At 61.5% G+C, this 21415-nt stretch carries 16 protein-coding genes; 8 read left to right on the plus strand and 8 right to left on the minus strand.

Annotated features, from left to right (window positions below):
• Positions 1–8: 8 nt before the first annotated feature.
• Genes IF103_RS11450 through wecB form a run of 4 tightly spaced genes read right to left on the minus strand, consistent with a single transcriptional unit; the run spans position 9 to position 7169 of the window.
• Complete coding sequence (locus IF103_RS11450) at positions 9–848, minus strand: DUF4434 family protein (RefSeq protein ID WP_023380448.1); 840 nt, start codon at positions 846–848, stop codon at positions 9–11.
• Complete coding sequence (locus IF103_RS11455; RefSeq protein ID WP_104883970.1) at positions 848–3847, minus strand: phage receptor; 3000 nt, start codon at positions 3845–3847, stop codon at positions 848–850. Before IF103_RS11455 ends, IF103_RS11450 begins: the two co-directional genes overlap by 1 nt.
• The gene (gene nfrB / locus IF103_RS11460; RefSeq protein ID WP_104883969.1) at positions 3844–6018 is read right to left on the minus strand and encodes a cyclic di-3',5'-guanylate-activated glycosyltransferase NfrB; all 2175 of its coding nucleotides are present in this window, start codon (positions 6016–6018) and stop codon (positions 3844–3846) included. The genes IF103_RS11455 and nfrB overlap by 4 nt, the downstream gene beginning before the upstream one ends.
• The gene (gene wecB, locus IF103_RS11465) at positions 6015–7169 is read right to left on the minus strand and encodes a non-hydrolyzing UDP-N-acetylglucosamine 2-epimerase (RefSeq protein WP_023380451.1); all 1155 of its coding nucleotides are present in this window, start codon (positions 7167–7169) and stop codon (positions 6015–6017) included. Before wecB ends, nfrB begins: the two co-directional genes overlap by 4 nt.
• A gap of 178 nt (positions 7170–7347) precedes the next feature.
• Here wecB and IF103_RS11470 point away from each other — a divergent pair, with 178 nt between their 5' ends.
• Both IF103_RS11470 and ilvA read left to right on the plus strand, forming a co-directional pair.
• Positions 7348–7779 (plus strand): PACE efflux transporter, encoded by a 432-nt coding sequence (locus tag IF103_RS11470; RefSeq protein ID WP_023380452.1) that lies wholly within the window; start codon positions 7348–7350, stop codon positions 7777–7779.
• A 180-nt stretch (positions 7780–7959) separates the two neighbouring features.
• Positions 7960–9522 carry a threonine ammonia-lyase, biosynthetic gene (gene ilvA, locus IF103_RS11475; protein WP_202676127.1) on the plus strand — a complete coding sequence of 521 codons (1563 nt, stop codon included), beginning with the start codon at positions 7960–7962 and terminating at the stop codon, positions 9520–9522.
• A 313-nt stretch (positions 9523–9835) separates the two neighbouring features.
• Here ilvA and IF103_RS11480 read toward each other — a convergent pair whose 3' ends face one another.
• The 3 genes from IF103_RS11480 to IF103_RS11490 all read right to left on the minus strand — a co-directional run bounded on the left by IF103_RS11480 (position 9836) and on the right by IF103_RS11490 (position 13346).
• Positions 9836–11011 (minus strand): DUF8534 domain-containing protein, encoded by a 1176-nt coding sequence (locus tag IF103_RS11480; RefSeq protein ID WP_027907585.1) that lies wholly within the window; start codon positions 11009–11011, stop codon positions 9836–9838.
• Between the two features lie 84 nt (positions 11012–11095).
• Positions 11096–11563: a VOC family protein gene (locus IF103_RS11485; RefSeq protein ID WP_023380455.1), complete on the minus strand. Its 468-nt coding sequence runs from the start codon at positions 11561–11563 to the stop codon at positions 11096–11098.
• Between the two features lie 163 nt (positions 11564–11726).
• Complete coding sequence (locus IF103_RS11490) at positions 11727–13346, minus strand: NADP-dependent glyceraldehyde-3-phosphate dehydrogenase (protein WP_104881811.1); 1620 nt, start codon at positions 13344–13346, stop codon at positions 11727–11729.
• Positions 13347–13486: 140 nt separating this feature from the next.
• Between IF103_RS11490 and IF103_RS11495 the strand changes: the two genes are divergently transcribed.
• Positions 13487–15730 (plus strand): putative bifunctional diguanylate cyclase/phosphodiesterase, encoded by a 2244-nt coding sequence (locus tag IF103_RS11495; RefSeq protein ID WP_023380457.1) that lies wholly within the window; start codon positions 13487–13489, stop codon positions 15728–15730.
• Between the two features lie 29 nt (positions 15731–15759).
• Here IF103_RS11495 and IF103_RS11500 read toward each other — a convergent pair whose 3' ends face one another.
• Positions 15760–15933, minus strand: coding sequence for a hypothetical protein (locus tag IF103_RS11500; RefSeq protein ID WP_189673033.1), 174 nt, complete (start codon positions 15931–15933; stop codon positions 15760–15762).
• Between the two features lie 457 nt (positions 15934–16390).
• On the opposite strand from IF103_RS11500, the gene IF103_RS11505 reads away from it, so the two are divergent.
• From IF103_RS11505 to IF103_RS11525, 5 genes are all read left to right on the plus strand, one after another.
• Positions 16391–17539: a GNAT family N-acetyltransferase gene (locus IF103_RS11505; RefSeq protein WP_023380458.1), complete on the plus strand. Its 1149-nt coding sequence runs from the start codon at positions 16391–16393 to the stop codon at positions 17537–17539.
• Positions 17540–17608: 69 nt separating this feature from the next.
• On the plus strand, positions 17609–18718 hold the full coding sequence (locus IF103_RS11510) for a glycosyltransferase 61 family protein (protein WP_027907582.1): 1110 nt from the start codon (positions 17609–17611) through the stop codon (positions 18716–18718).
• Positions 18719–19267: 549 nt separating this feature from the next.
• Positions 19268–19444: an EPS-associated small membrane protein EppA gene (gene eppA / locus IF103_RS11515; protein WP_023380460.1), complete on the plus strand. Its 177-nt coding sequence runs from the start codon at positions 19268–19270 to the stop codon at positions 19442–19444.
• Positions 19445–19711: 267 nt separating this feature from the next.
• The gene (locus IF103_RS11520; protein ID WP_023380461.1) at positions 19712–20269 is read left to right on the plus strand and encodes a polysaccharide biosynthesis/export family protein; all 558 of its coding nucleotides are present in this window, start codon (positions 19712–19714) and stop codon (positions 20267–20269) included.
• 26 nt (positions 20270–20295) lie between these two features.
• Positions 20296–21411 (plus strand): hypothetical protein, encoded by a 1116-nt coding sequence (locus IF103_RS11525; protein WP_027907581.1) that lies wholly within the window; start codon positions 20296–20298, stop codon positions 21409–21411.
• Positions 21412–21415 lie beyond the last annotated feature (4 nt).

The following is a 21415-nucleotide window of genomic DNA, read 5'->3' on the forward strand; positions in this document are numbered from 1 at the left end:
CCAACGACTCAATTCTGTGGCAAGACACCCCGTGCCCAAGGTCGGTAACGCAACGCGAACACCGCTTCGGCATGGCAACCGGCGGTCAGCCCAGGCTGCATCGGCTCGGCGCGGAACGTCTGTCCCGCAGCGCTGACCTGACGGAACGCTTCACGCACCACGCCCACCCGGCACGGCAGCGCCTGTTCATAGCCCTGGCGCACCAGTGCAGGCAACCGTGCGGTGCCAGCGCCATCCTGCCACCAGACCTTCAAGCCTAGCCCGGCCAGTTGATCCAGCCACGCGGCGTTGACCCTTGGTGCAAGCGTGCCGGCGCTGAAGGCGCTGATGTGCAGCGGCTTGTCTAGCTTGCGATTGAATGCTTGCAGCTGGCTGTACAGCGCCTCGCGCCGGGCGGCATCACGAAAGTGGTGGTCATCGAGTTCCATGGGCAGGTACCAGCCCGCCACCGGCAGGTCCCAGTGCTGGCGAAGGGTGTTGTATTGACTCAGCGAGCGACCTAGCTGCGCTTTCCAGTAGCTGCCCAGCCCCTCGCCATCGAGCGCGTCCAGACGCTGGTAGTAGGCCGGGTCCATGTACAGGCCAAGTACCAGTTCCAGACCTTGGGCATGGGCTTCGCGCAGGCTGCCAGCCAGCCAGCCCTGGGCGCCGCCAAACTCGCTGGTGCCGTAGGCGCTCCATTGCACGATCAGTGTCTTGCCGCCTTGCGCAACGGTGGCGTGCCACAGCTGCCGCCATTGCTCAGGGGACACAGCGGCATCGCGGTCCAGCGGTTGGTAGAACAGGCGCTGGTCGGCCGCCACGGGCAGGCACAGTGCGAGCAGGCAGACTGCCAGGATCGTTCGCATCAGAAAGTCATCTCCGCACCAAGCAGCACGCCGTTGGCGCGCTCGTACAGGTTGCCGCCCAACGACTGCTGGTACTCGGCGCGCACCTTCAGCGAGCCGCGGTAAGCGTTGTAGCGGTCGTCGTCGAACCACCACTGCCAGCGCACGCCGACGCCGGTACGCAAGTCCTGACGCCAGTCGTTGCTTGGGTCCTGGCTGGAAAACTCAAGGAAGCCGTAGGGCATGATCGTCTGCGGGGACGTACCCGGCAGTTTCCAGGCGTGGCCCTGCTGAAAACGTGATAACCAGGCATGGTCGCCCGCGCGGGTCCACCAGGCGGCATCGAGGTAAAGGAAGCGCTCGTTCCAGTCGTCCTCGTCCACCCGCCAATCGTTGCGCCAGTCGCCTTGGTCGAGGAACGAGGCTGTAGCGCGCAACAACAGGTCGTTACTGGATTCGGCGTGGCTGCGCAAGTCGCCCCAGTTGCTGCCGACCTTGCTGGGGCTGAGCAGCTCGCCCAGGCTCAGGCCGCGGTAGTGGTCGTCATCGATCTGGCGCTGATGGTACAGCTCGGCATAGAGGTTGAGGTTGGCCCGGCCAAAGGGTTTGTAGCGCAGGCCGATGCCGGTGCCCATGCTCTGGGCATACTCATTGCGACTCTGGCCACCGAACAGCACTCGACCATAGACCGACAACGTACTGCCATTGCGGCTGGGTTCTTCACCTAGCGCGTGGTCCCACATGGCCAGTTGCACGTTCTGCGACTGGGCCTTGCGCGAGGTGCCGCTACGTACGCCGTTGTCCAGGAAGCGGTCGTTGGTCGAGGTACCGGCTGGCGACCAGGTGCTGGCCAGGGTGATGGTGTCGCGCCGTGACAGGGTTTCATGGGCGCGGCGCTGGCGGTACATGCGCGCTTCAAGGCTACCGTACGCATCATCGCCGTCGACCAGATTCTGCTCCACGTCGATGACGCGGCGCAGCTCGCGCCGCGCGGAGGCACTGTCCTCCACCTCGTCATAGCGTAGCGCCAGGGTTTCGCCAAGGCGGTAGTCCTCGGGAAAATCGCGGGTCGCCTGCTCCAGGTAGGGGATGGACTGACGCCGTTGAGCCTTGTCGCTGGCGCTGGCCAAGCGCATGCCATAGTCGGCCCGGTAGCGAGGTTGGGCAGGATCCAGGCGCACGGCTTCGGCAAGCCATGCCGTGCTCTGCGCGGTGTCACCGGCGCGTTGCGCGGTATTGGAGGCCGCATAGTAGTGGTCGGCCCGTGGGCTGTGCGCCAGTGCCTGACGCTGGAAGTCCAGGGCTGTCTGGAGGTCGCCCTGTCGCTGGGCGATGGCGGCGCCCAGGGCCCAGTCGTCGGCGCTGGTGTGGGCGGCGGCGTCCCAGTAGCGTCGGGCGGTCTCGGCATCTCCGGCGTTGAGCGCACCTTGCGCGGCGGTGAGGCGGGCGTTGTCGCTCCAGGCATCGCTTGGCAGGCTGCGCCAGATCGGCAAGGCAGACTCGGAGTCGCCAGCGGCTTCCAGGGCATAGGCCAGCGGCAGGCGGCTGGAGCCGGGATCCAGGCGTTCGGCGGCCTGGTAGTAGACCACGGCTTCGCCAGGTTGGTCAGGCATGGCACAGCGCCCCAGCGCGCGGTACTGGCCTGCTTCGCTAGGGTTGGCGGGAATGGCTTGGCGCACTGCATCGCACTGGCCGGCTTCGGCCAATCTACTCAGCAGTTGAGCGCGGGTATGGCTGTCGACCCTCGGGACCAGGGCAAGTACGCGCCGGGTATCGAGCGGGGCGTCGCTGCGTGCATAGAGGTTGCCCAGGCGCTGCAGCAGGGAAGGTGTCAGTCGGCCTTGGCGGCGGTCGAAGGCCTGCTCGATCAGTTGGCGGGCGCGTGAATGCTGGCCTTGCTCCATCAGCAAGAAAGTGACTTGTTCGAGCGCGGCAAGATCGCCGCTTTGCCGGTAGCGACTTTCCCATTCGCCAGCGGTGCGTGGCTGCGGCGGTTGAGGAGGGTCGCCATACAGGCGCTGCTTGAGCACGGCGTAGGCGCGGGCGTCGGTGCTCGGGGTGCAGTCCTTGAACTGTTCACGGGCAAGGTCCGGGTCGCGGCGCGACAGCCAGTCGACCGTATCCAGGCAGGGGCGTTGCAGTTCGTTGCTCAAGCGCCGAACCAGCGCGGCATCGTCGCCACCACGTGCCAGTTCCCACAATTGTTGGCGCTGCTGTGGTTGTTGCAGTTGTTCGGTGGGCAAGCTCTGCAGCCAACGTTGAGCCTGTTCGTTATGGCCCACGGCAATGGCCCGGTTGGCCATGGCCAGGCGGGCCTGATTGGCGGCTTGCGGCGATGGGGCGCTATCCAGCAACCGCGTCAGGCCTTTTTCATCCAGTTGCTGCACGTAGGCATTGGCCAGCCGTTGCCAGTCCTTGGCCGGCAGTTTGCCTTGTTCGGCCAGCGGCTCCAGTTGTTCGATGGTCTCTTTCCAGTTGCGCAGCTGCTCGGCGAAGTTGGCGCGCACCAGGCGCATGACCTGGCCGTCCTCTCTTGGCGGCAGTTGGTTCAGCCAGTCCAATGCCCGGGCCGCACCGCCGAACTTGGCCAGGCTCAAGCTGTAGGCCTGCCACAAACGCACGCGTTGATTGCCGTCGGTGGTGGCCAGCCAACGTTCTACCTGGCTCGCCGGTGGCGGGTCTTGCTCGATCCAGGTCAGGCGAAGCTCCATCACAGCGTCGGCGAACTCGGGGCTGTCGCTCAGCGTCTGGGCAAGGGATTCGGCTTCCTTGTAGCGGCGCTGGTGGGCCAAGGCCTCCACCAGCAGGGCGCGAGCCTCGTCATTGTTGGGTACACGCTTGAGCACATGCCGGGTCAGGCGTTCCACTTCGACCCAATTGTCCTTCTTCGCTTCGCGGTAGCTGCGCTCCATGAAGGGGTAGCTGGTAAAACGCTGGAACTCGGTCATGGGCGCGGCCAGGACGGGCACGGCGGTGGTGCACAGCAACAGGCCGATAGAGAGGGTAACGCGCGGCTTCATACCACCTCCCGCGTCAGGTCAAAGGCGGCCTGCTGTTCGCTGGCCTGTTCGGCAAGGGCCTGTTGCAGCACCTCCTCGGTGATGATGCCGCGGGCGATCAAGTGCTCGCCGAGGCTTTGCATCTGTGGGTCGAAGTCGATCAACGCCTGGTTGAACAGGGTGACCGGGACCATGCCACGCACCTGCAGTAGTGTGCCCAGCATCACCTGATGCTGACTGACCCGCTCTAGCAGGTCGGTATCGTCCTGGTGGCGCTCCAGCACCTGCAGCATCTCGTGGACCTCGGGCTCTTGCCAGCGGCTTGGGTAGTGATAGCGAAGGCCCAAGGTAACCCGGCCCTGTGGGGCCAGGCGGCATTTGACTGGACGCTTGAGTTGGCGACTGATGACGCCGAGCGATACCTGGCTGACCGGGCTTTCGCTGGCCAGGATCAGGGTGTCGCCGTCTTCGGCTACTGGCAGGACACCATAGTGCGTTGCCAGCTTGCGGGGCAGCTTGGCGATCAGTTGCCGATCGAGCTTGAACGGGTTCAGCGGTGCCCAGGGCAGGTCCAGCTGCTCGGCCAGGGCTTCGACCAGTTGTTCGCTGTTGATCCAGCCGCGCAGCAGCAGCTCGCGGCCAAGGCGGCGACGTACCGGGCTGGTGATGGCTTGTTGCAGTTGTTCCTCGCTGATCAGCCCTTTGGCTACCAGGCGCTGACCCAATGGAGTACGTGCCGGCGAGGTGAGGGCGGGGAACTCATGGGTGGTCTTGTCCCAGGCGACGCGCCGCGAGTCACCCATTTCCATGACCTGGCGCAAGGCGCGCAGGTTGGCAAAGAAGTTGACGAAGTTGCTCCACATCATCCGGGGCGCTGACAGCAGCCCCTCGCCGATGCCGTAGTAACGGGTGACGAACCAGCCACGCTGGAACAAGCGGTTGAGCAGCATGAACCCGTTGAGCCAGAGCAGTGTCGAGAGCAGCCAGCTGTCTCCCAGAATCGACATGAAACGCCAGGAATCGGGGGCGATCACCGTCACCAGCCACATCGCCAGCAGCACCAGGAACAGTAAGTTGACCAGGAAGCTGAGCAGGTAGGCGAACAGCCCGCGGCGGTCGCGCCAGAGGAAGTAGTTAAGCGCGCCCTTGCGGCTCCAGCCCAGGTTGCTGGTGCCCTGGAACACGATACCGACGATCCACCGAGATTTCTGGCGGATGGCATGCTGCCAGTCACGAGGAAAGTGCTCGCGCACGCAGATGACCTGGGAAAACTCGCGGCTCATGCCCACGCGCCAGTCGTGTTTGAGCGCAAGCGCCGGGTCGGTGATCGAGTAGCGGGCGAAGATGCACTTCATGCCCTTTTGCTTCAGGCGAAAGCCGATGTCGTAGTCTTCGGTGAGGCTCTGCACGTCGAAGGCGATGCCGTCACCGTCTTCGAGCAGGGCGCTGATGGCCCGGCGGCTGAAACAGGTCCCGACCCCGGCACTGGGCACCTGGCCGGTCAGTGCCTCGCGCACGATCACATCCTTGCCATGGTTCTCGGCGAACTCGTCCACATAGTGCCCGGCGGTGAAGCCTTTCCACTCCGGTGCGTAGGGGTACACCGGGATCTGGATCATGTCCTTGTTCGGCAGCAGGTAGTTGAACAGGCGCAGTTCCATGGGCGAGATCACGTCCTCGGCATCATGCAGGATGAAGCCGGCGAACTCGATGCGTGCATCGTCCTGGAACCTGAGGATGGCGTCGATGATGTTGTTCAGGCAGTCAGCCTTGCTGGTCGGGCCGGGGCGGGCACAGACCACCTTGTGGACGTTGGGATAGTGCAGGCAAACGGCATCGACATCGGCCTGGGTCTGCGGGTCGTTGGGGTAGGTGCCGACGAAGATCTGGTAGTTCTCGTAGTCGATGGTCGAGGCGGCCAGGCGGGCCATTTCACCCACCACACCGACTTCGTTCCAGGCCGGGACCATGATCGCCAGCGGTTTTTCCGGCACTTCGTACAGGCGTTTTTCGTCGGCTTTTTCGTATTTGTCATAGATCCGGAAGCGGCGGATCAGTTTTCGGCACCAATAGCAGAGGTCGATGAACAAGTCGTCCAGGCCCAGCAGAAACATCAGTGTCGCCAGGATGATGGCGAGGATTTTCAGGCCGAACAGCACATAAGTGAGGAAGTCGATGAAAGCCAGGCTCATGCGTCATCTCGTTTAACGGCGGTGGCGTCCAGCCAGTCGCTCAGGCGATCGGCGATCTTCTCGCTGGCGTGACCATCACCAAAGGGGGTGAAGACCCTGGCCATCTTGCTGTACGCCTCGGGGTCGTCGAGCAGTTGGCTGGTCTCCTTGACGATGCGTTCGGTCAGGGTACCGACCAGCTTGACCGTGCCGCCTTCGAGCACCGAGGGTCGCTCGGTCACCTTGCGCAGCACCAGCACCGGCTTGCCCAGCGCGGGCGCCTCTTCCTGCACGCCCCCGGAGTCGGTGAGGATCAGGTAGGCACGGTTCATCAGCCAGACGAAGTGCTGGTAGTCCTGGGGGGCGACCAGGTGAACGTTCTCGCGGCCCGACAGCACGCCATACACGGCTTTTTGCACCTGTGGGTTGAGGTGCACCGGGTAGACGAATTGCACGTCCGGGTAACGCAGCGCCAGTTCGGCCAGGGCCAGGCAAATACGCTCGAAGCCCGCGCCGAAGTTTTCACGGCGGTGGCCGGTGACAAGGACCATGCGCTGATCGTCGCGCAACTTGCCGAGCGGCGAGTCGGCAGCAGGGCGCCAGTGGCTGCGCGTCAGGTGTTCGCGCATCCAGAGCAGGGCGTCGATGACCGTGTTGCCGGTCACCTCGATGTGCTCCAACGGCACACCCTCGTGCAGCAGGTTGTCACGAGCCTTGGTGGTGGGTGCGAAATGCAGGTCGGCGATCACCCCGGTCAAACGTCGGTTGGCTTCCTCCGGCCAGGGTTGCTGGAGGTTGCCGGTGCGCAGCCCGGCTTCGACATGACCGATGGGGATGTGCCGGTGGAACGCTGCCAGGGCGGCGATGAAACTGGTGGTGGTGTCGCCATGGACCAGCACGATCTTGGGTTGTACCTGCTCGTAGGCTTTGTCGATCTTGTCGAGCAGATCGCGTGCCAGCCCGTTGAGGGTCTGGTTCTGGGTCATGACCTTGAGGTCCTGGTCGACGGTCAGACCGAAGGCGGTGAGCACCTGTTCAAGCATTTCCCGGTGCTGGCCGGTGGAGCAGATGTGCAGGTCGAGCGCCGGGCAATCGCGCAGTACGCGTGCCAACGGTGCCATTTTGATCGCTTCAGGGCGGGTACCGAATACCATCATGACGGTTTTGGACATCGTCGTGCTCCTCGTCCGATTCCATGTCCGAAGTTGTACGATTGCGTCGCGCTTGCAGGATTTAGATACAAGCAGGGGAACCAGAGCTTGTCCAATCCGGCAGGCGCGCTGAATGTGCACGTTGAACATGCCCGTCAACCGGCGTACCGTTCGCTTTCGCGTGACTCAGGAGCCCCACATGCAAGGCAAGGCCCGCAAGGTCGTTCAGGCCATCCTTTACGAAATCATCGCCGTGGCGTGCGTGGCGCCGGCGTTGTCGTTGATGTTCGATGCAGGCATGGCCCATTCGACGGTGCTTTCAGTGCTGATGTCGGGCATCGCCATGAGCTGGAACATGGGCTTCAACTGGGCCTTCGAGCGTTGGGAGGCGCGTCAGCGCCAGCGCACCCGCACGTTGTGGCGGCGGTTCCTGCATGCGCTGGGCTTCGAGGGCGGACTGGTGTTGATACTGTTGCCACTGGTGGCGTACTGGATGGACATCAGCTTGTGGGCGGCGTTGCTCACCAACCTGGCACTGTTCGTGTTCTTCTTCGTGTACGCGTTCGTGTTCCAGTGGGGCTTCGACAAAGTGTTCGATGTGCCGGTCTCGGCGCAAGAAGCAAAGTGTTGACTTCCTGCTTAGCGGCGGGATAACTTCCCTACCCATGAACACATTCCCGCACGCCAACGCCATTATTATTACCGCCATTATCAGTTTGGCGGGCTAGCGCGTACGTGCACCGAACCCGCCCTGGAGGCGGGTTTTTTCTCTCTGACTCCTGGGCAACGTGAAAACAACCAGGAGTCATCGATGACCAACCTCAGTGTCAGCCCGCGTCCCCTCGTCACCCCCCAGCAACTGCTGTCGGAACAGGTTCGGCGCATTCTCGCCGCGCCGGTGTACGACCTGGCGATCGAGACTCCCTTGCAAGTCGCTCCGGCGTTGTCGGCAAGCCTGGGCAACCAGGTGCTGCTCAAGCGTGAAGACCTGCAACCGACGTTCTCGTTCAAGATCCGCGGTGCCTACACCCGCCTGTCACGCTTGAGCACGGCGCAGCGTGAGCGCGGGGTGATCACTGCATCGGCTGGCAACCACGCCCAGGGTGTCGCGTTGGCGGCGGCGCACCTGGGGATCAAAGCGACCATCGTCATGCCCACTACCACCCCGTCGCTGAAGGTCGAAGGTGTGCGCTCCCGTGGCGGCCATGTGGTGTTGCACGGCGAGAGCTTCCCCCACGCGTTGGCCCATGCCCTGAAGCTGGCGGACGATGAGGGGGCGACCTTCGTGCCTCCGTTCGACGACCCGGATGTCATTTCCGGGCAGGGCACCGTTGCGATGGAGATCCTGCGCCAGCACCCAGGTGCGCTGCACGCGATCTTCGTGCCGGTTGGCGGCGGCGGACTGGTGGCGGGCATTGCCGCATACGTGAAGTACCTGCGCCCCGAGGTCAAGGTCATCGGTGTCGAACCGGAGGATTCCAATTGCCTGCAGGCTGCCATGGCCGCCGGTGAACGGGTGATTCTGCCCCAGGTCGGTACTTTCGCCGACGGCGTGGCGGTGGCGCAGATCGGCGCGCATTGCTTCGAGTTGTGCCGTCACTTCGTCGATGAGGTGGTCACCGTCAGCAGCGACGAGCTGTGCGCGGCGATCAAGGACATCTACGACGACACCCGTTCGATCACCGAGCCTTCCGGCGCCCTGGCCGTGGCGGGCATCAAGAAATACGTAGCCCGTGAAGGCGTGCAGGGTAAGGCTCTGGTTGCCATCGACTCGGGCGCCAACGTCAATTTCGACCGCCTGCGCCATGTCGCCGAGCGCGCCGAACTGGGCGAGCAGCGCGAGGCGATCATCGCCGTGACCATCCCTGAGCAGCCAGGCAGCTTCCGCGCCTTCTGCCAGGCGCTGGGCAAGCGGCAGATCACCGAGTTCAACTACCGCTATTATCCAGGCAAGGAAGCGCGGCTGTTCGTGGGCGTTCAGACGCACCCGCTGCATGATCCGCGCGAGCAACTGCTGAACCATTTGCGCGAACAGGGCTACAACGTACTCGACCTGACCGACAACGAACTGGCCAAGTTGCACGTTCGTCACACTGTCGGCGGCCACGCGGCACCAGGCGCCAATGAGCGGGTGCTGCGCTTCGAGTTCCCCGAGCGGCCGGGGGCCTTGCTGGGCTTCCTGGAGCGTCTGGGCAAGCGCTGGAACATCAGTTTGTTCCATTACCGCAACCACGGAGCAGCCGAGGCCCGGGTGTTTGCGGCGTTGGAAGTGCCGGACGACGAGCAGGGCAGCTTGCCGCAGGCGTTGGACGAGATGGGCTATCGGTTTTGGGACGAGACGGATAACCCGGCGTATCGGTTGTTTCTTGGGTGATTCCGGGGAGGTAGGGGCGGTGAAGTGGCGGTCTTGTGTTAGGAGGTGATGCGTAGATCGAGCGCCGCCCGCGCGGCGCATCGCGAGCAAGGCTCCTACGTCGGTTTCGGGCCAATGAATCTGTGGGATATGCGCGCGAACGCTTTAGAGCACGGCGCAATATGGGGTCGTACAAACCAGGCGGACGCGCGCGCCTGTCACTGACGTTACTGGCCCGCAACAAACGTAGGAGCGAGCCTTGCTCGCGATGCGCCGCGCGGGCGGCGCTCGATCTCACCAGCGCCGCCAAGCATCCACCCCCCAAAAAAGCACTTCAGCGCTCCCGCATGAAGAACCCCGCCACATACTTGCGGAAGGTCTCCAAGCTCTTGAAGTCGGCGTAGCGTTTGAAATGTTCGGTCTCAGGCTCTGGCCCCAGCGGCTTTTCCAGCAACGATACCGACAACACGCGATCCTGGTCCGACGTGAGCACCAACTCGTCCATCACCTGGCCACCAATCACCGGTCTGCGCATCTGCACCTTCACGCCCTTGCTGGCCATCCAGTCGATCAACGACACCAGCGCCTTGAGCGGCTCGCGCTCTTCGTCACGGTACACCGGGAACAGGTGAACTCGCGACAGCACCGGCACGCTGGCCACGTGAATCAGCTCATAGAAATGGCTGCCGGCCGTGGTCGGCGAGTAGAGCGCCAACGCCAGCAACGGCCCGGATGCGCGGCTGCCGCCCCAGTACAGGTGGTGGCCCTGGAAGTCGAAGCCGTCCTCGTTGCGGTTGTTGAACAGCTTGCGCCCCTTGATCTGGTCGACGCAGTCGAGTATCAGCCCATGGCGGCGGTGGTTGCCGAACACCGTCGCTTCGCGCAGCCTGGCCTTGAGCATCATCATGTGCTTCATGTCCAGGCGGGTTTCCAGGTAATTGCTGGCTGGCACCCGCGCCAGCAATGGGTAGCGACTGGCCACGCCACGCAGCTCGGCGAACTGCCCGGTAAGGTCCTTCTTCAGGTGCGAGGCATACAGATTGAGGCCGCTGGTCTCCATCCAGGTCAGCAGCAGCGACAGCAAGCGCTGCTGTTCGCGTCGCTCGCTGGTTTCAACGCCGTCGCCAGCCTTTTGGAAGTCACCGATCAGACGCAGTGGTGTATCAGGCGCAAGCCAGGCAACCGGCGAACTGGGCGCTTGCTCGTCCTCACTGTCTTCGCGCTCATCCTTGCTGAATGGGCAGCCTGGAGCATGTTCCGCAGTGCCGGGGTTGTTCTTTAGAAACAGCGTGCCAGTGTTGCCGTTTAGCGTGACATTGAGCACGGGCAGGGCGTCCTTGCGGCAGTCGCATGCCAGCCACTGGTTGGCGCTGCGCACTTTCATCAGCCACTGGTTAGCCTGCAGTAGGCGTGGGCCGGCGAGTGTGCCGTTGGCGAAGCCGACCAGCAGCTCCTCTTCAGCGGGCGTGAGGCTGCGCACCAGCGCGGCGGTCTTGTCGATGATTCGCATTGAGCAGCTCCAAGCTACGAGCCCCAAGCTTCAAGCAAAGCCGCGCGGGTTTCAACTTCAAGCGTGAGGCAAGCTGCCTGGCGCTCAGTTGCCGCCGAACATTTTCGCGGCGCGTGCGCGTATCTCCTCGACGCTGAGGTCTTCCTTGTGGGTTGAGATGAACCAGAGGTTGCCGAACGGGTCTTTCAAGGTGCCGCTGCGGTCGCCATAGAACTGGTCTTGTAGCGGATGCAGTTGGGTGGCGCCAGCGGCGATTGCTTGGGCATAGACGCTGTCGCAGTCCGCGACGTACAGGTGCAGGCCAACGGCGGGTGCACTGATGGTTTGGCTGGCCTTGAGGCTGCCTTCCATGTCGCAAGGGTCGGCGAGCATCAACGACGAGTCGCCGATCTTCAGCTCGGCATGGCCGACACGGCCATCCGGGCCATCGAGGCGAAACATCTCGATGGCGCCGAAGGCTTTCTTGTAAAACTCGATGGCCTTGCTCGCATCCTTGATACCCAGATAGGGGGTGATGCTGTGCTGGCCTTCGGGGATGGGTTTGACTGTCATTTTTCATCGCTCCTTTGACGTGGATGCCGGAAGACCCGGCGAGCGAGCCTCCCAACGTTACCTACTGCATAGAGTCGTTTGCGCGCTTGAAAAATCGACAGGGTGGTTAGAACAAATTCCTATAAACGTTATACCGCCAGCCTGAACTGGCGGTTGCAAGACATCAGAAGATGTAGTCAGTGGTCAGGAAACTCGACTGACGGTTACGGATGATCTCGCTGATCAATGCTTTGTTGGCCTCCTGGAACTTGGTCGCCACCAGGGTCCGAATCGAGAACACCCTCAGGGCATCGTGTACGGACAACGTGCCCTCGGCGCTGTTCTTGCGGCCATTGAACGGATACGTGTCAGGCCCTCGCTGGCACTGTGCATTGATGTTGATGCGGCCTACCTGGTTGGCGAAGGTGTCGACCAGGTTGCCAATGGTCTGCGGGTCGTTGCCGAATAGACTCAGTTGCTGGCCGTAGTCGGAGTCGAGCACATAGTCGACCACCGTCTGCAGGTCGCGGTAGGGCACCACCGGCACCAGCGGGCCGAACTGCTCCTCATGGTAGACACGCATGCTCGGTGCCACCGGGTAGAGCAGGGCGGGGTAGAAGAACGAGCCTCGGCTTTGCCCACCCCCTTCGTTGAGCACCCGCGCGCCTTTGGCAATGGCATCGGCTACCAGGCCGTCGAGGTAGTCGACCTTGCCCTGCTCGGGCAGCGGGGTCAGCGCTACGCCCGGCGCCCATGGCATGCCCGGCTTGAGGGTAGCGAGCTTGCGTTGGAACTTGTCGAGGAAGGCATCGACCACATCCTCGTGCACGAACAGGATCTTCAGCGCCGTGCAGCGCTGACCATTGAACGACAGGGCGCCGGTGACGGCTTCTTCCACCGCGTTGTCCAGGTCAACCTCGGGCAACACGATGCCGGGGTTCTTGGCGTCCAGGCCCAGGGCGGCACGCAGGCGGTGCGGGCGCGGGTGAAGCTTCTTCAAGTCACTCGCCGCCTTGTGGGTGCCGATGAAGGCGAACACGTCGATGTCGCCACTGGCCATCAGGGCACTGACGGTCTCGCGGCCACGGCCATAGATGACGTTGATGACACCTGGCGGGAAACTGTCGCGGAAGGCTTCGAGCAACGGACGAATCAACAGAACGCCGAACTTGGCCGGTTTGAACACCACGGTGTTGCCCATGATCAGTGCCGGGATCAACGTGGTGAAGGTTTCATTGAGTGGGTAGTTGTATGGCCCCATGCACAGTGCCACGCCCAGCGGCGCTCGGCGGATCTGGCCAAGGGTGCCCTGTTCCAGCTCGAAACGGCTGGAGCGGCGGTCGAGGTCCTTGAGGGCGTTGATGGTGTCGACGATGTAGTCGCAGGTGCGGTCGAACTCTTTTTCCGAGTCCTTGAGATTCTTGCCGATTTCCCACATCAGTAGCTTGACCACTGCCTGGCGTTGCTCAAGCATGCGGGCCAGGAAGGTTTCAACGTGCTGGATGCGCTCTGCTACGCGCATCGTCGGCCAGGCACCGCGGCCCTTGTCGTAGGCCTGCACCGCGGCATCGAGGGCGGTGAGTGCGGTATCGGCATCGAGCAGCGGCGCACTGCCGAGGATGACTTGGCGCTCTGTATCGCTTTCCTTGATCCAGACCGGGCTGCGGACGGTGGCCAGGGGGCCGTCCCAGCGCTTCAACTCGCCATTGACGAGGTATTCGCGCTGTTCCAGCGGCGCTCCCAGGCGCCACGCTTCGGGGATGTCATCGGCAGTGGGAAACAGCGAATCGAGCAGACGGTCCATGGGTACTGCACCTCACATATTTGGCAGGGTGAAACGCTTCAGCACCTGAGCATGCACCCGCCGGAAGAAAAACACCAGTCTGGCTCAACATTGCCCGGTTTGCGCCGATACACAGTCAATCGACCTCCAGCATCGGGACCATGAGCATTTTTTACCCATCTCCAGACGAGCCGGCCCCGACGTCAGAGGCCATTCGCCGTCATGCCAGCCGTTTGTTGCCCATCGGTTTCGCCCTGGTCGGTATCGGCTTGTCGGTGTTGCTTGGCCGGCTCGATGTCCAGCGTGAACGCAGCGACCAGGTCAGCACCTTGAGCGCGCAGTTGTCGGGAGTGCGCGCAGCGCTGGAGGCGCAGTTACGCGCGGCGTTCGGCGAGACCGAAGGCATCGCGCAATTAATTGCCGCCGATGGTGGTATCAGCCCTGAGCATTTTCGTGTCATGGCACGCGAGGCATTGGCGTCGGTGCCTTACATGCGCCATGTGGCGCTGGCCCCCAACGACGTGATCCGCGATATCTATCCGCGCAAGGGTAACCAGGCGGTCATTGGCCTGGATTATCGCAGTCTGCCGGACCAGTATCCGGTGTTGCAGGCGGCCAGGGAGCGGCATCAGCCGATACTGGCCGGCCCGGTGCACCTGTACCAGGGGGGCACGGCGCTGATCTATCGGCGGCCGGTGTTCATGGCTGACGAGGGGAGCGCCAAGCGTTATTGGGGCAGCGTGTCGGTGGTGACCGATGTGGAGCGGCTGCTGGTTTCGGCCGGTTTGCGGCCTGACCTGAACATTGCCATCGCCTTGCGCGGTGTCGATGGCAAAGGCGGTGAGGGCGCCATGATCTGGGGGGATGCACGGTTGTTCGAAAGGCCGCTGCTCAGTCTGCCGGTGGAGGTGCCGGGTGGGCACTGGCAGCTGGTGGCCGCGCCGCTTCACGGCTGGCCGTTGTTTCCAGGGCTGCTGGCTTCCCCCTGGTTCCTGTTCTCGCTGGGTTGTACCGGGCTGCTTACCCTGTGCATCTCGCAACTGAGCCGCAAGCAGCGTCTGTTGCACCTGCGGAACGTGGAACTCAGCGAATCCCAGGCCAAGCTTGAGCGCTCCGCTCATTACGACACCATCACCGGGCTGCCCAATCGTGTGCTGTTCCAGCAGCAACTGACCCAGGCTATCACCCAGGGACGTGGCCTGGCGGTGTTGATGCTCGACATCGACGGTTTCAAGCAGGTAAACGACAGCCTCGGCCATGCCATGGGCGACTTGCTGCTGCAGCAAGCTACCGCCCGTTTTCTCCAGGAGCTCGACAGTGCCGACCGCGTGTGTCGCCTGGGGGGGGACGAGTTCGTGTTCATGCTCCAGGGTAGCCAGGGTCAGGTGAACCAGCAGGTGCGCGCACTGTTGCGCTGCTTGCAACGGCCATTCGACCTCAACGGCAATGCTGGCCTGGTCACAGGCAGTATCGGTCTGGCCTGGTGCCCGCAGCATGGTGCGGACGCCGACAGCCTGTTACGACATGCCGACACCGCGATGTACGCAGCCAAGGAGGGCGGACGCAATGCCTGGCAGCCTTACCAGCCTGAGATGACCGAGCGCTTGCAACAACGCCTGGAACTGGAGCGCAATCTGCGCCGGGCGCTGCAGAACAATGAATTCGAGCTGTGGTACCAGCCTAAGCTCGACCTGTTCAGCGGTCGGTTGGAAGGGGTGGAGGCGTTATTGCGCTGGCGAGACCCGGAGCATGGCCTGGTTTCCCCCGGTGAATTCATCCCGCTGGCCGAGCGTACAGGTTTGATCATTCCCCTGGGCGAACTGGTGCTGGAGCTGGCCTGCGCGCAGATGGCAGCCTGGAGGGACCACGACTGCCTGCCCGGGCCATTGGCGATCAACGTGGCGGCACTGCAGATCGAACGTAGCGATTATGTCAGCACCTTGGCACTGGCCCTGGAGCGGCACGGCTTGTCGCCCAGCCTGCTGGAGGTGGAAATCACCGAGAGCCTGTTGATGGAAAGCCAGCAGCAGGCCTGCGCGGTACTGGCCCAGCTGCAGGCGATGGGTGTCGCAACGGCCGTGGACGACTTTGGTACTGGGTATTCATCCTTGGCCTATTTGCGCGCCTTGCCCATCGACCATCTGAAAATTGACCGTGCCTTCATCAAGGACTTGCCCGAAGACGATGATGCGGTGGCGGTGGCCCGGGCCATCGTCGACCTGGGGCACGCCCTGGGTTATCGCATCACCGCGGAGGGGATCGAAACCCAGGCGCAATACGACTTCCTGCGCAACACAGGCTGCGACCAGGGGCAGGGCTATTTGCTGGGGCGGCCGATGCCCGCTGCCGAGTTCCAGCGTTGGTTGCACCAACATCCACAACGCCAGCGATCGACGGGCGCCTGACAGGCGCCGGCGGTGCGTCGTCCGAGCGATTACAGGGCGGCCAGGCAGGGCTGGTCCAGGTAGCGCTCCTGAACCTCGACATTGCAGGGGGGCTGCGTCAATTCCAAGGCGCTGATCTCGAAGCCCCCGACGACCACTGGCTGCCGCAATGGCGGCTCTGCGGTGTGTTCTGCCAACCCTTTGGCCATTTTGGCGTGGTTCATAGCAATTTCACTAAGCGTTGACACGTTACATCTCCGGTGACTGACCAGGCGCCATTGCACGCGTGGGTAGGCAATAAAAGTTGGCCGTTGCTGCGTCGGAATGTCGTCTTGCTTGGCGGCGAAAACCGATGTTGCAAACGACACGCCAAGCCATTGGGCAAAAGAATAGCTGGGGTGTTGAAAACGACGAGTGGTTTAAAACGGCGCAATACGCGATAAACCGAGGTACTCAAAGAGAACTTCAGTCAAAGAAATATTGACGCCATAAAACAGCACTCGATGGTGTCAAAGTGCCGCTTGCAAAGGGGTAGCCTTGCATCTTTAATTATCGCTGAATAGGCGCGCATTATTTTCTGATTAAGTCATGCGTATCAAGTGTTTAAATACACGTTTCGCGATGTATCCAGATCTTTTTCCGACCTGCCCACAGACAACATCACAGGACGTCGAAGAAGCAATGAAAAAGACCTTGGCGGCGGTTGCTCGCACATTCATCTCTCCCTCCACGCGTTACGAGATCAAGACTGCTTCGCACAAGATACGTGAGCTGATGGGGCGGGCATGTGTCTGGCGTTGGGAGGTGGCTCGCTTCCGGCTGGGTCAGGAGAGTCCGTACGAGGTGCTGTACATCGGCAGAAAGCAACAGCGCGAGCTGGCTCAGGTACTGATTTCCGGCAAGGAGCAAGGGGAGGCGGGCGAGGGGCACTCGACGCCGGTTGCATCGGGGCATGTGGTGGTAGTCAGCGAAATGCCCACCTCAGGCGCCTTGACGGTTCCCCATTATCTGAGCGCCGTGGTGCCGCTTGGTCGGTCGCTGGAGGATATCACCGCACGCTACGACAGCGAGTTGAGGCGCAGCATCCGTAAGAACCGGCCGCTTTACAGCATGCGTCAGGCGTTGTCCGATGAGGACATCGCAATGGCCGATACGCAGTTGCTTCGCCCCTATGCCACCGCCCGGCAAGGCGGCAGGGCGGTGCAGATCCCCAGTGAAGAGGTGCTGCGCCTGGCCAAGGGCTTTGGCCGTCTCGACCTGATCACCCTGGGCGACGAAGTCGTGGCCTGTCATCTGGGATGCGAAGTCGTTCGAGGTGGCAAGCGCTACTGGAGTACGGTGCGCTTCGGCTATTGCGAGGCTGTGTTTTCGGACGCCAGAAAACTGCGCGAGGTCAATTCGATCACCACGTTCATGGCCCTTGAGTGGGCGCTGGCCAACGGCTTCGACTATTACGACATCGGCATGTGCCTGGCGCGGCCCGATGACGGGCTGCTGAAATGGAAACGACGGCGCGGTGGCGATGTCGACCCCTTCGGCAACTACGGCTACCTGTTCGTTCGTTTACCCAAGACCGGCATTGCCCGGTTTTTGTGGGACACCCCCTTGTTTGCCGTCGAAGGCAACAAGTTGACACTTCACCTGGGCCTGCCTGAGGGGCCGAGCGAAGAAGAGATTGCCAGCCGTTACCGTGAAATGGTGTTCGGCGGCCTGCACAAGATTTATCTCTATGGCGCACGGACGGCTGCCGAGCAATTCGTCGAAACCTTGCGCAGTCGTTATGCCGACGTTCAGTCCCCGCCCAAGATGGAAAGGGTGTTGTCCAATTGATCCGCATTAAGGAAGAACACGGATCAGCTGATTTTTTGGCGATTAGCCGCGCAGCCTTGGGAGCTCACTATGGGAAGCGATGTCACGCCCTTCAGTGCCACACCTGCTAGGGGTCGAAAAAAATTGACGCTGGCCGCCTACAAATACATCGCCCGCAAACGGTTCTCCCGACAGGCAGAGATCGACCTTAAAAGCATTGCCGAGAAAAGTTGGGAGATTGCCCCGAGTGAGACCACTGTGTCGCCACGCGCTATCTTCCTGCCCAACCAGCTGGAGCGTGTAACCGGTTGGGAATTTCATCCCTTCGAGCACCCGCGCCGGACGATGGAAGGCGGCTTGACCGTCGACCATGGCGCCACGCGAGGCTACCTGATCAAGGATGTATGGTTGATCGACGGTGCCCTGTACAAGGACGATGCCTGCCACTGGCTGTCCTTGCGCCCTACGCATTTTCCCGGAATTGTCGTAGAGCATGAAATCGAGCGTGCGGCGGCCTATTGCACGCTGCACGGCAACTCCTGGTTCGGCACCTGGTTGATGGAGGATTGCGCGACGTATCCGTTGGCTTGTAATGAGGGCGTACCGATTACTACAGCGCCTTCGGCGAAATTCCCCTTGTTCGCCCAGGCCCCTGCATATGAAGACTGGTTGGGCATGCGGCCGCTGCGTTTGCGTAATGCCTTCATTCGCGAACTGGTGTTGTTCGACGACCAGAGCAATAACCGCAACAGGCACCTGCGTTACCGGGGCATGGGGGAGAAGTTGCTGTCCCATGTCGAGCATGCGCCCCATCCTGGTGTTTTCCTGTTGCGCGGTGGCGATGGCGAACTACGGCTGTTGCGCAACGAGCTTGAGATTGCCGAGCACCTGCGCAAGCACCGAGGCTTTCGCATCATCAATCCCCTCAAAACCGATGTGCCGAGCATCGTGGCGGCCTGTGCAGGTGCTAGAACGGTGATAGGTGTTGAAGGCAGCCAGTTGGCGCACGGCGTGAATGTACTTCAGGACGGAGGCTCGGTGCTGGCGCTACAACCGCCTAACCGGTTCGTCAGCTACTACAAGTTCATGACCGATCGTGATCACCAGCATTTCGGTTTTGTGGTCGGGACACCGGACGGCGAGGGTTTCAAGATCGATATCGACGAGGTTGAGCGCACACTGGATCTACTGCCGTCATAAACCGGTTGCCTGTACCGCGTCCCCCTCTCACCGGCACGCGAGGCCTAAGCTCTGTACGAAAAGCCTCGCTACCCGATGATGCTGCGTTGAGAACAGCCTCGGAAGGCTCATTTACAACCCGTAAACGCCGCTTCCTCGGCTGTTTTCCCCTTGTCTGACCTTCGTCTCAAGACTGTTCACGCAGAGCCTGGAATGCGTCAAATCTGGGTTGGACTTACAACGATTAGCATTTTGGTTATCAGCCGTGAAACACATCGGCCGTTTCAACGCAGTGACAACCCGCGCGGTGAGCCCGGGTAGGGCACGGCGTATGTTCAGACTCGTCGCGTAAGGGTTTTGCAATGGAATCAACGTCTTCGGTCAATGGGGCGTAACGCGCAAAAGCCTACAAATTTAACCTGGCAACTTTTTGACGATATTGGGCCTGCCTCATTGAGATATATTATGGTGTCGGATCGTTGACGTAATATCATTGTGCCCATAAGCTCCAATCAGCAGCTAATAAGACACTTCCTTCCCCGTGTTTATCCTCTTTGTCAGGAGGGGATCATGCGCTCGACACTGTTCATTAAATCTATATTTTTATTGATACTTTTGAGTGGCGCGGCGCGCGCTGCCGACTCCTACATCAACCAGGCGAGTGTAATTCCGTTGGCGACGGCTGGCTGGCTCTTCGCAGTCGCTGTCATCGGCTTCGTCGTCGTGGCTAACCGAAGAAAAGTTTGATTTTTACAAGGAGAGTCAACGACTTGGGTGCCCTGTCGGGCATTTGACGCGAGGTCGTTGGCATCAGGGGTCGCAGCTTGTCAATTCGCGAGCCGTTGCTATATTCCACTTGCCGACAACCTGAAGGTTGCCTGGTTGCAGTGAGTGGTTTGTGGTGTCGCGGTCAACTGTCGCAACAGGTGGTTTGACCGGTGTGGAGCGAGAAGCTGTTTTTTGTTGTTCTCACATAGTGCTCTTTACATGGCTACTTGCCTGGAGGGATCCCCCATGGTGCGTTTGATGTGTTCTGTGCTCTGCGTGCTGCTGGTTGGGGTGGGTACCAGCCATGCCGAAGATCAGAGTCCGGTTTACCAGCTCAGTGCCGGCGATAAATTGATGATTTCCGTGTGGCAGGAAGAAAGCCTGCGCCAGGAAACCACGGTCCTGCCCGATGGCAGTATCACCTTCCCCCTTGCCGGGCGCGTCGATGTCGCCGGTCTTGATGTCACGACCGTCGCGCAGAAAATCAAAGTCAAACTCGAACCCTTCCTGGCCGATCCGCATGTAAGCGTCGTGGTCACCAGTACGGCTGGCAATCTCGTCTACGTGCAAGGTAAAGTGATCAAGCCTGGGCCGGTTGAAATGTATGGACCCACGGCAGTGTTGCAGGCGCTGAGCATGTCAGGCGGCCTGGACAAGTTTGCGGACGAAAGCGAAATAAAAGTTGTTCGCCAAAACGGCGACTCACAAAAAGTACTGCCAGTACGCTACAAGGATTTGGTGTCTGGGCGCGACATGTCCACCAATTTCCAACTGCGCGCTGGTGACACATTGATCGTACCTTGATCTTGCCATGTGCAGTAAGGCTCAGAATGCCGCTTCTCAGAAATACGGGTGTTGCCACAGCACTCTTGATTTTGCCGTACTCGGGGATGGTTCATGCCGCTATCTGGCACAGTTCGGTTGCCGTACCGACGACGGTCGAGTATGACAGCAACCCCTTGCTGTTGACGTCTGACGAAAAGGCAGTGACGCGCACGATCATTGCGCCTGACTTTGGCCTGGTCGGCACGCTCGGCCGCGACGAGTTCAGTTTTGGTTTGGGCGTGCAAGTGCTGCGCTCGTCCGACACGGCCATTATCAAGGACCGTGAAGACCCCAACGTCAGCCTTGGCTGGCAGCGGGAAACGGAGCGGGGCCGCTTCGGCCTGAGGGCGAACTACAACGAAAGTTCGACGTTGTCGGCGCTGGTCCAGGACACCGGCGTGGTGACAACCGACGGCACGCAGAAGCTCTCGACGGTGACCGCCAACTGGAGTGATGCCATTACCGAACGCAGTACGTTGGCCAACGAAACCACGTACTCCCACGCCCGATACGACATCACCACGCTGACCGGTTATGACGAGCTGGCGAACGTGCTGACCTGGACTTACAACTGGAGCGAGCGCACCGACCTCTATACCAGCTTCATCGCACGGCGTTACGAGCCGCAGGACGACACCACGGCGTTCGCCTCCAACAGCTACACGCCTACGGTGGGGTTGAAGTACCAGTTCTCCGAACGTTTCACCGGGGATGTGCATGTAGGGGTAAACCAGGTGTCCGGCTCCGAAGGGGGCAGGCGCGGGGAGGGAGGGGTCTCGCTGCGCTACATCGGGGAACGAGCCGATGCGATTTTCAGTGCCGAGCGAAGCACCATTGCCAGCGCATCCGGGGGCTTTGCCGAACTCGATGCAGTACGTGGCAGCTGGAGTTATGCGCTTACCGAGCTCACTCGTGTGGGGCTGGATGCCTCCTGGCAAGACGCCAAAGGCACCACACCCAACACTTTGCAAAGCTACAGCGCGTGGGCGAGTCGTGAACTCTCGCCTTTTTGGGATCTGCGCCTATCGTTGATGTACAAGGAACGCCAGCAAGACAACTTGCCGGATGCAACAGGCACCATCATTGGAATGACCTTGACGTATAGATTACCCGACCTCTGAATTT

The organism is Pseudomonas sp. SK2, assembly GCF_016772395.1.
Lineage (GTDB): Bacteria > Pseudomonadota > Gammaproteobacteria > Pseudomonadales > Pseudomonadaceae > Aquipseudomonas > Aquipseudomonas taiwanensis.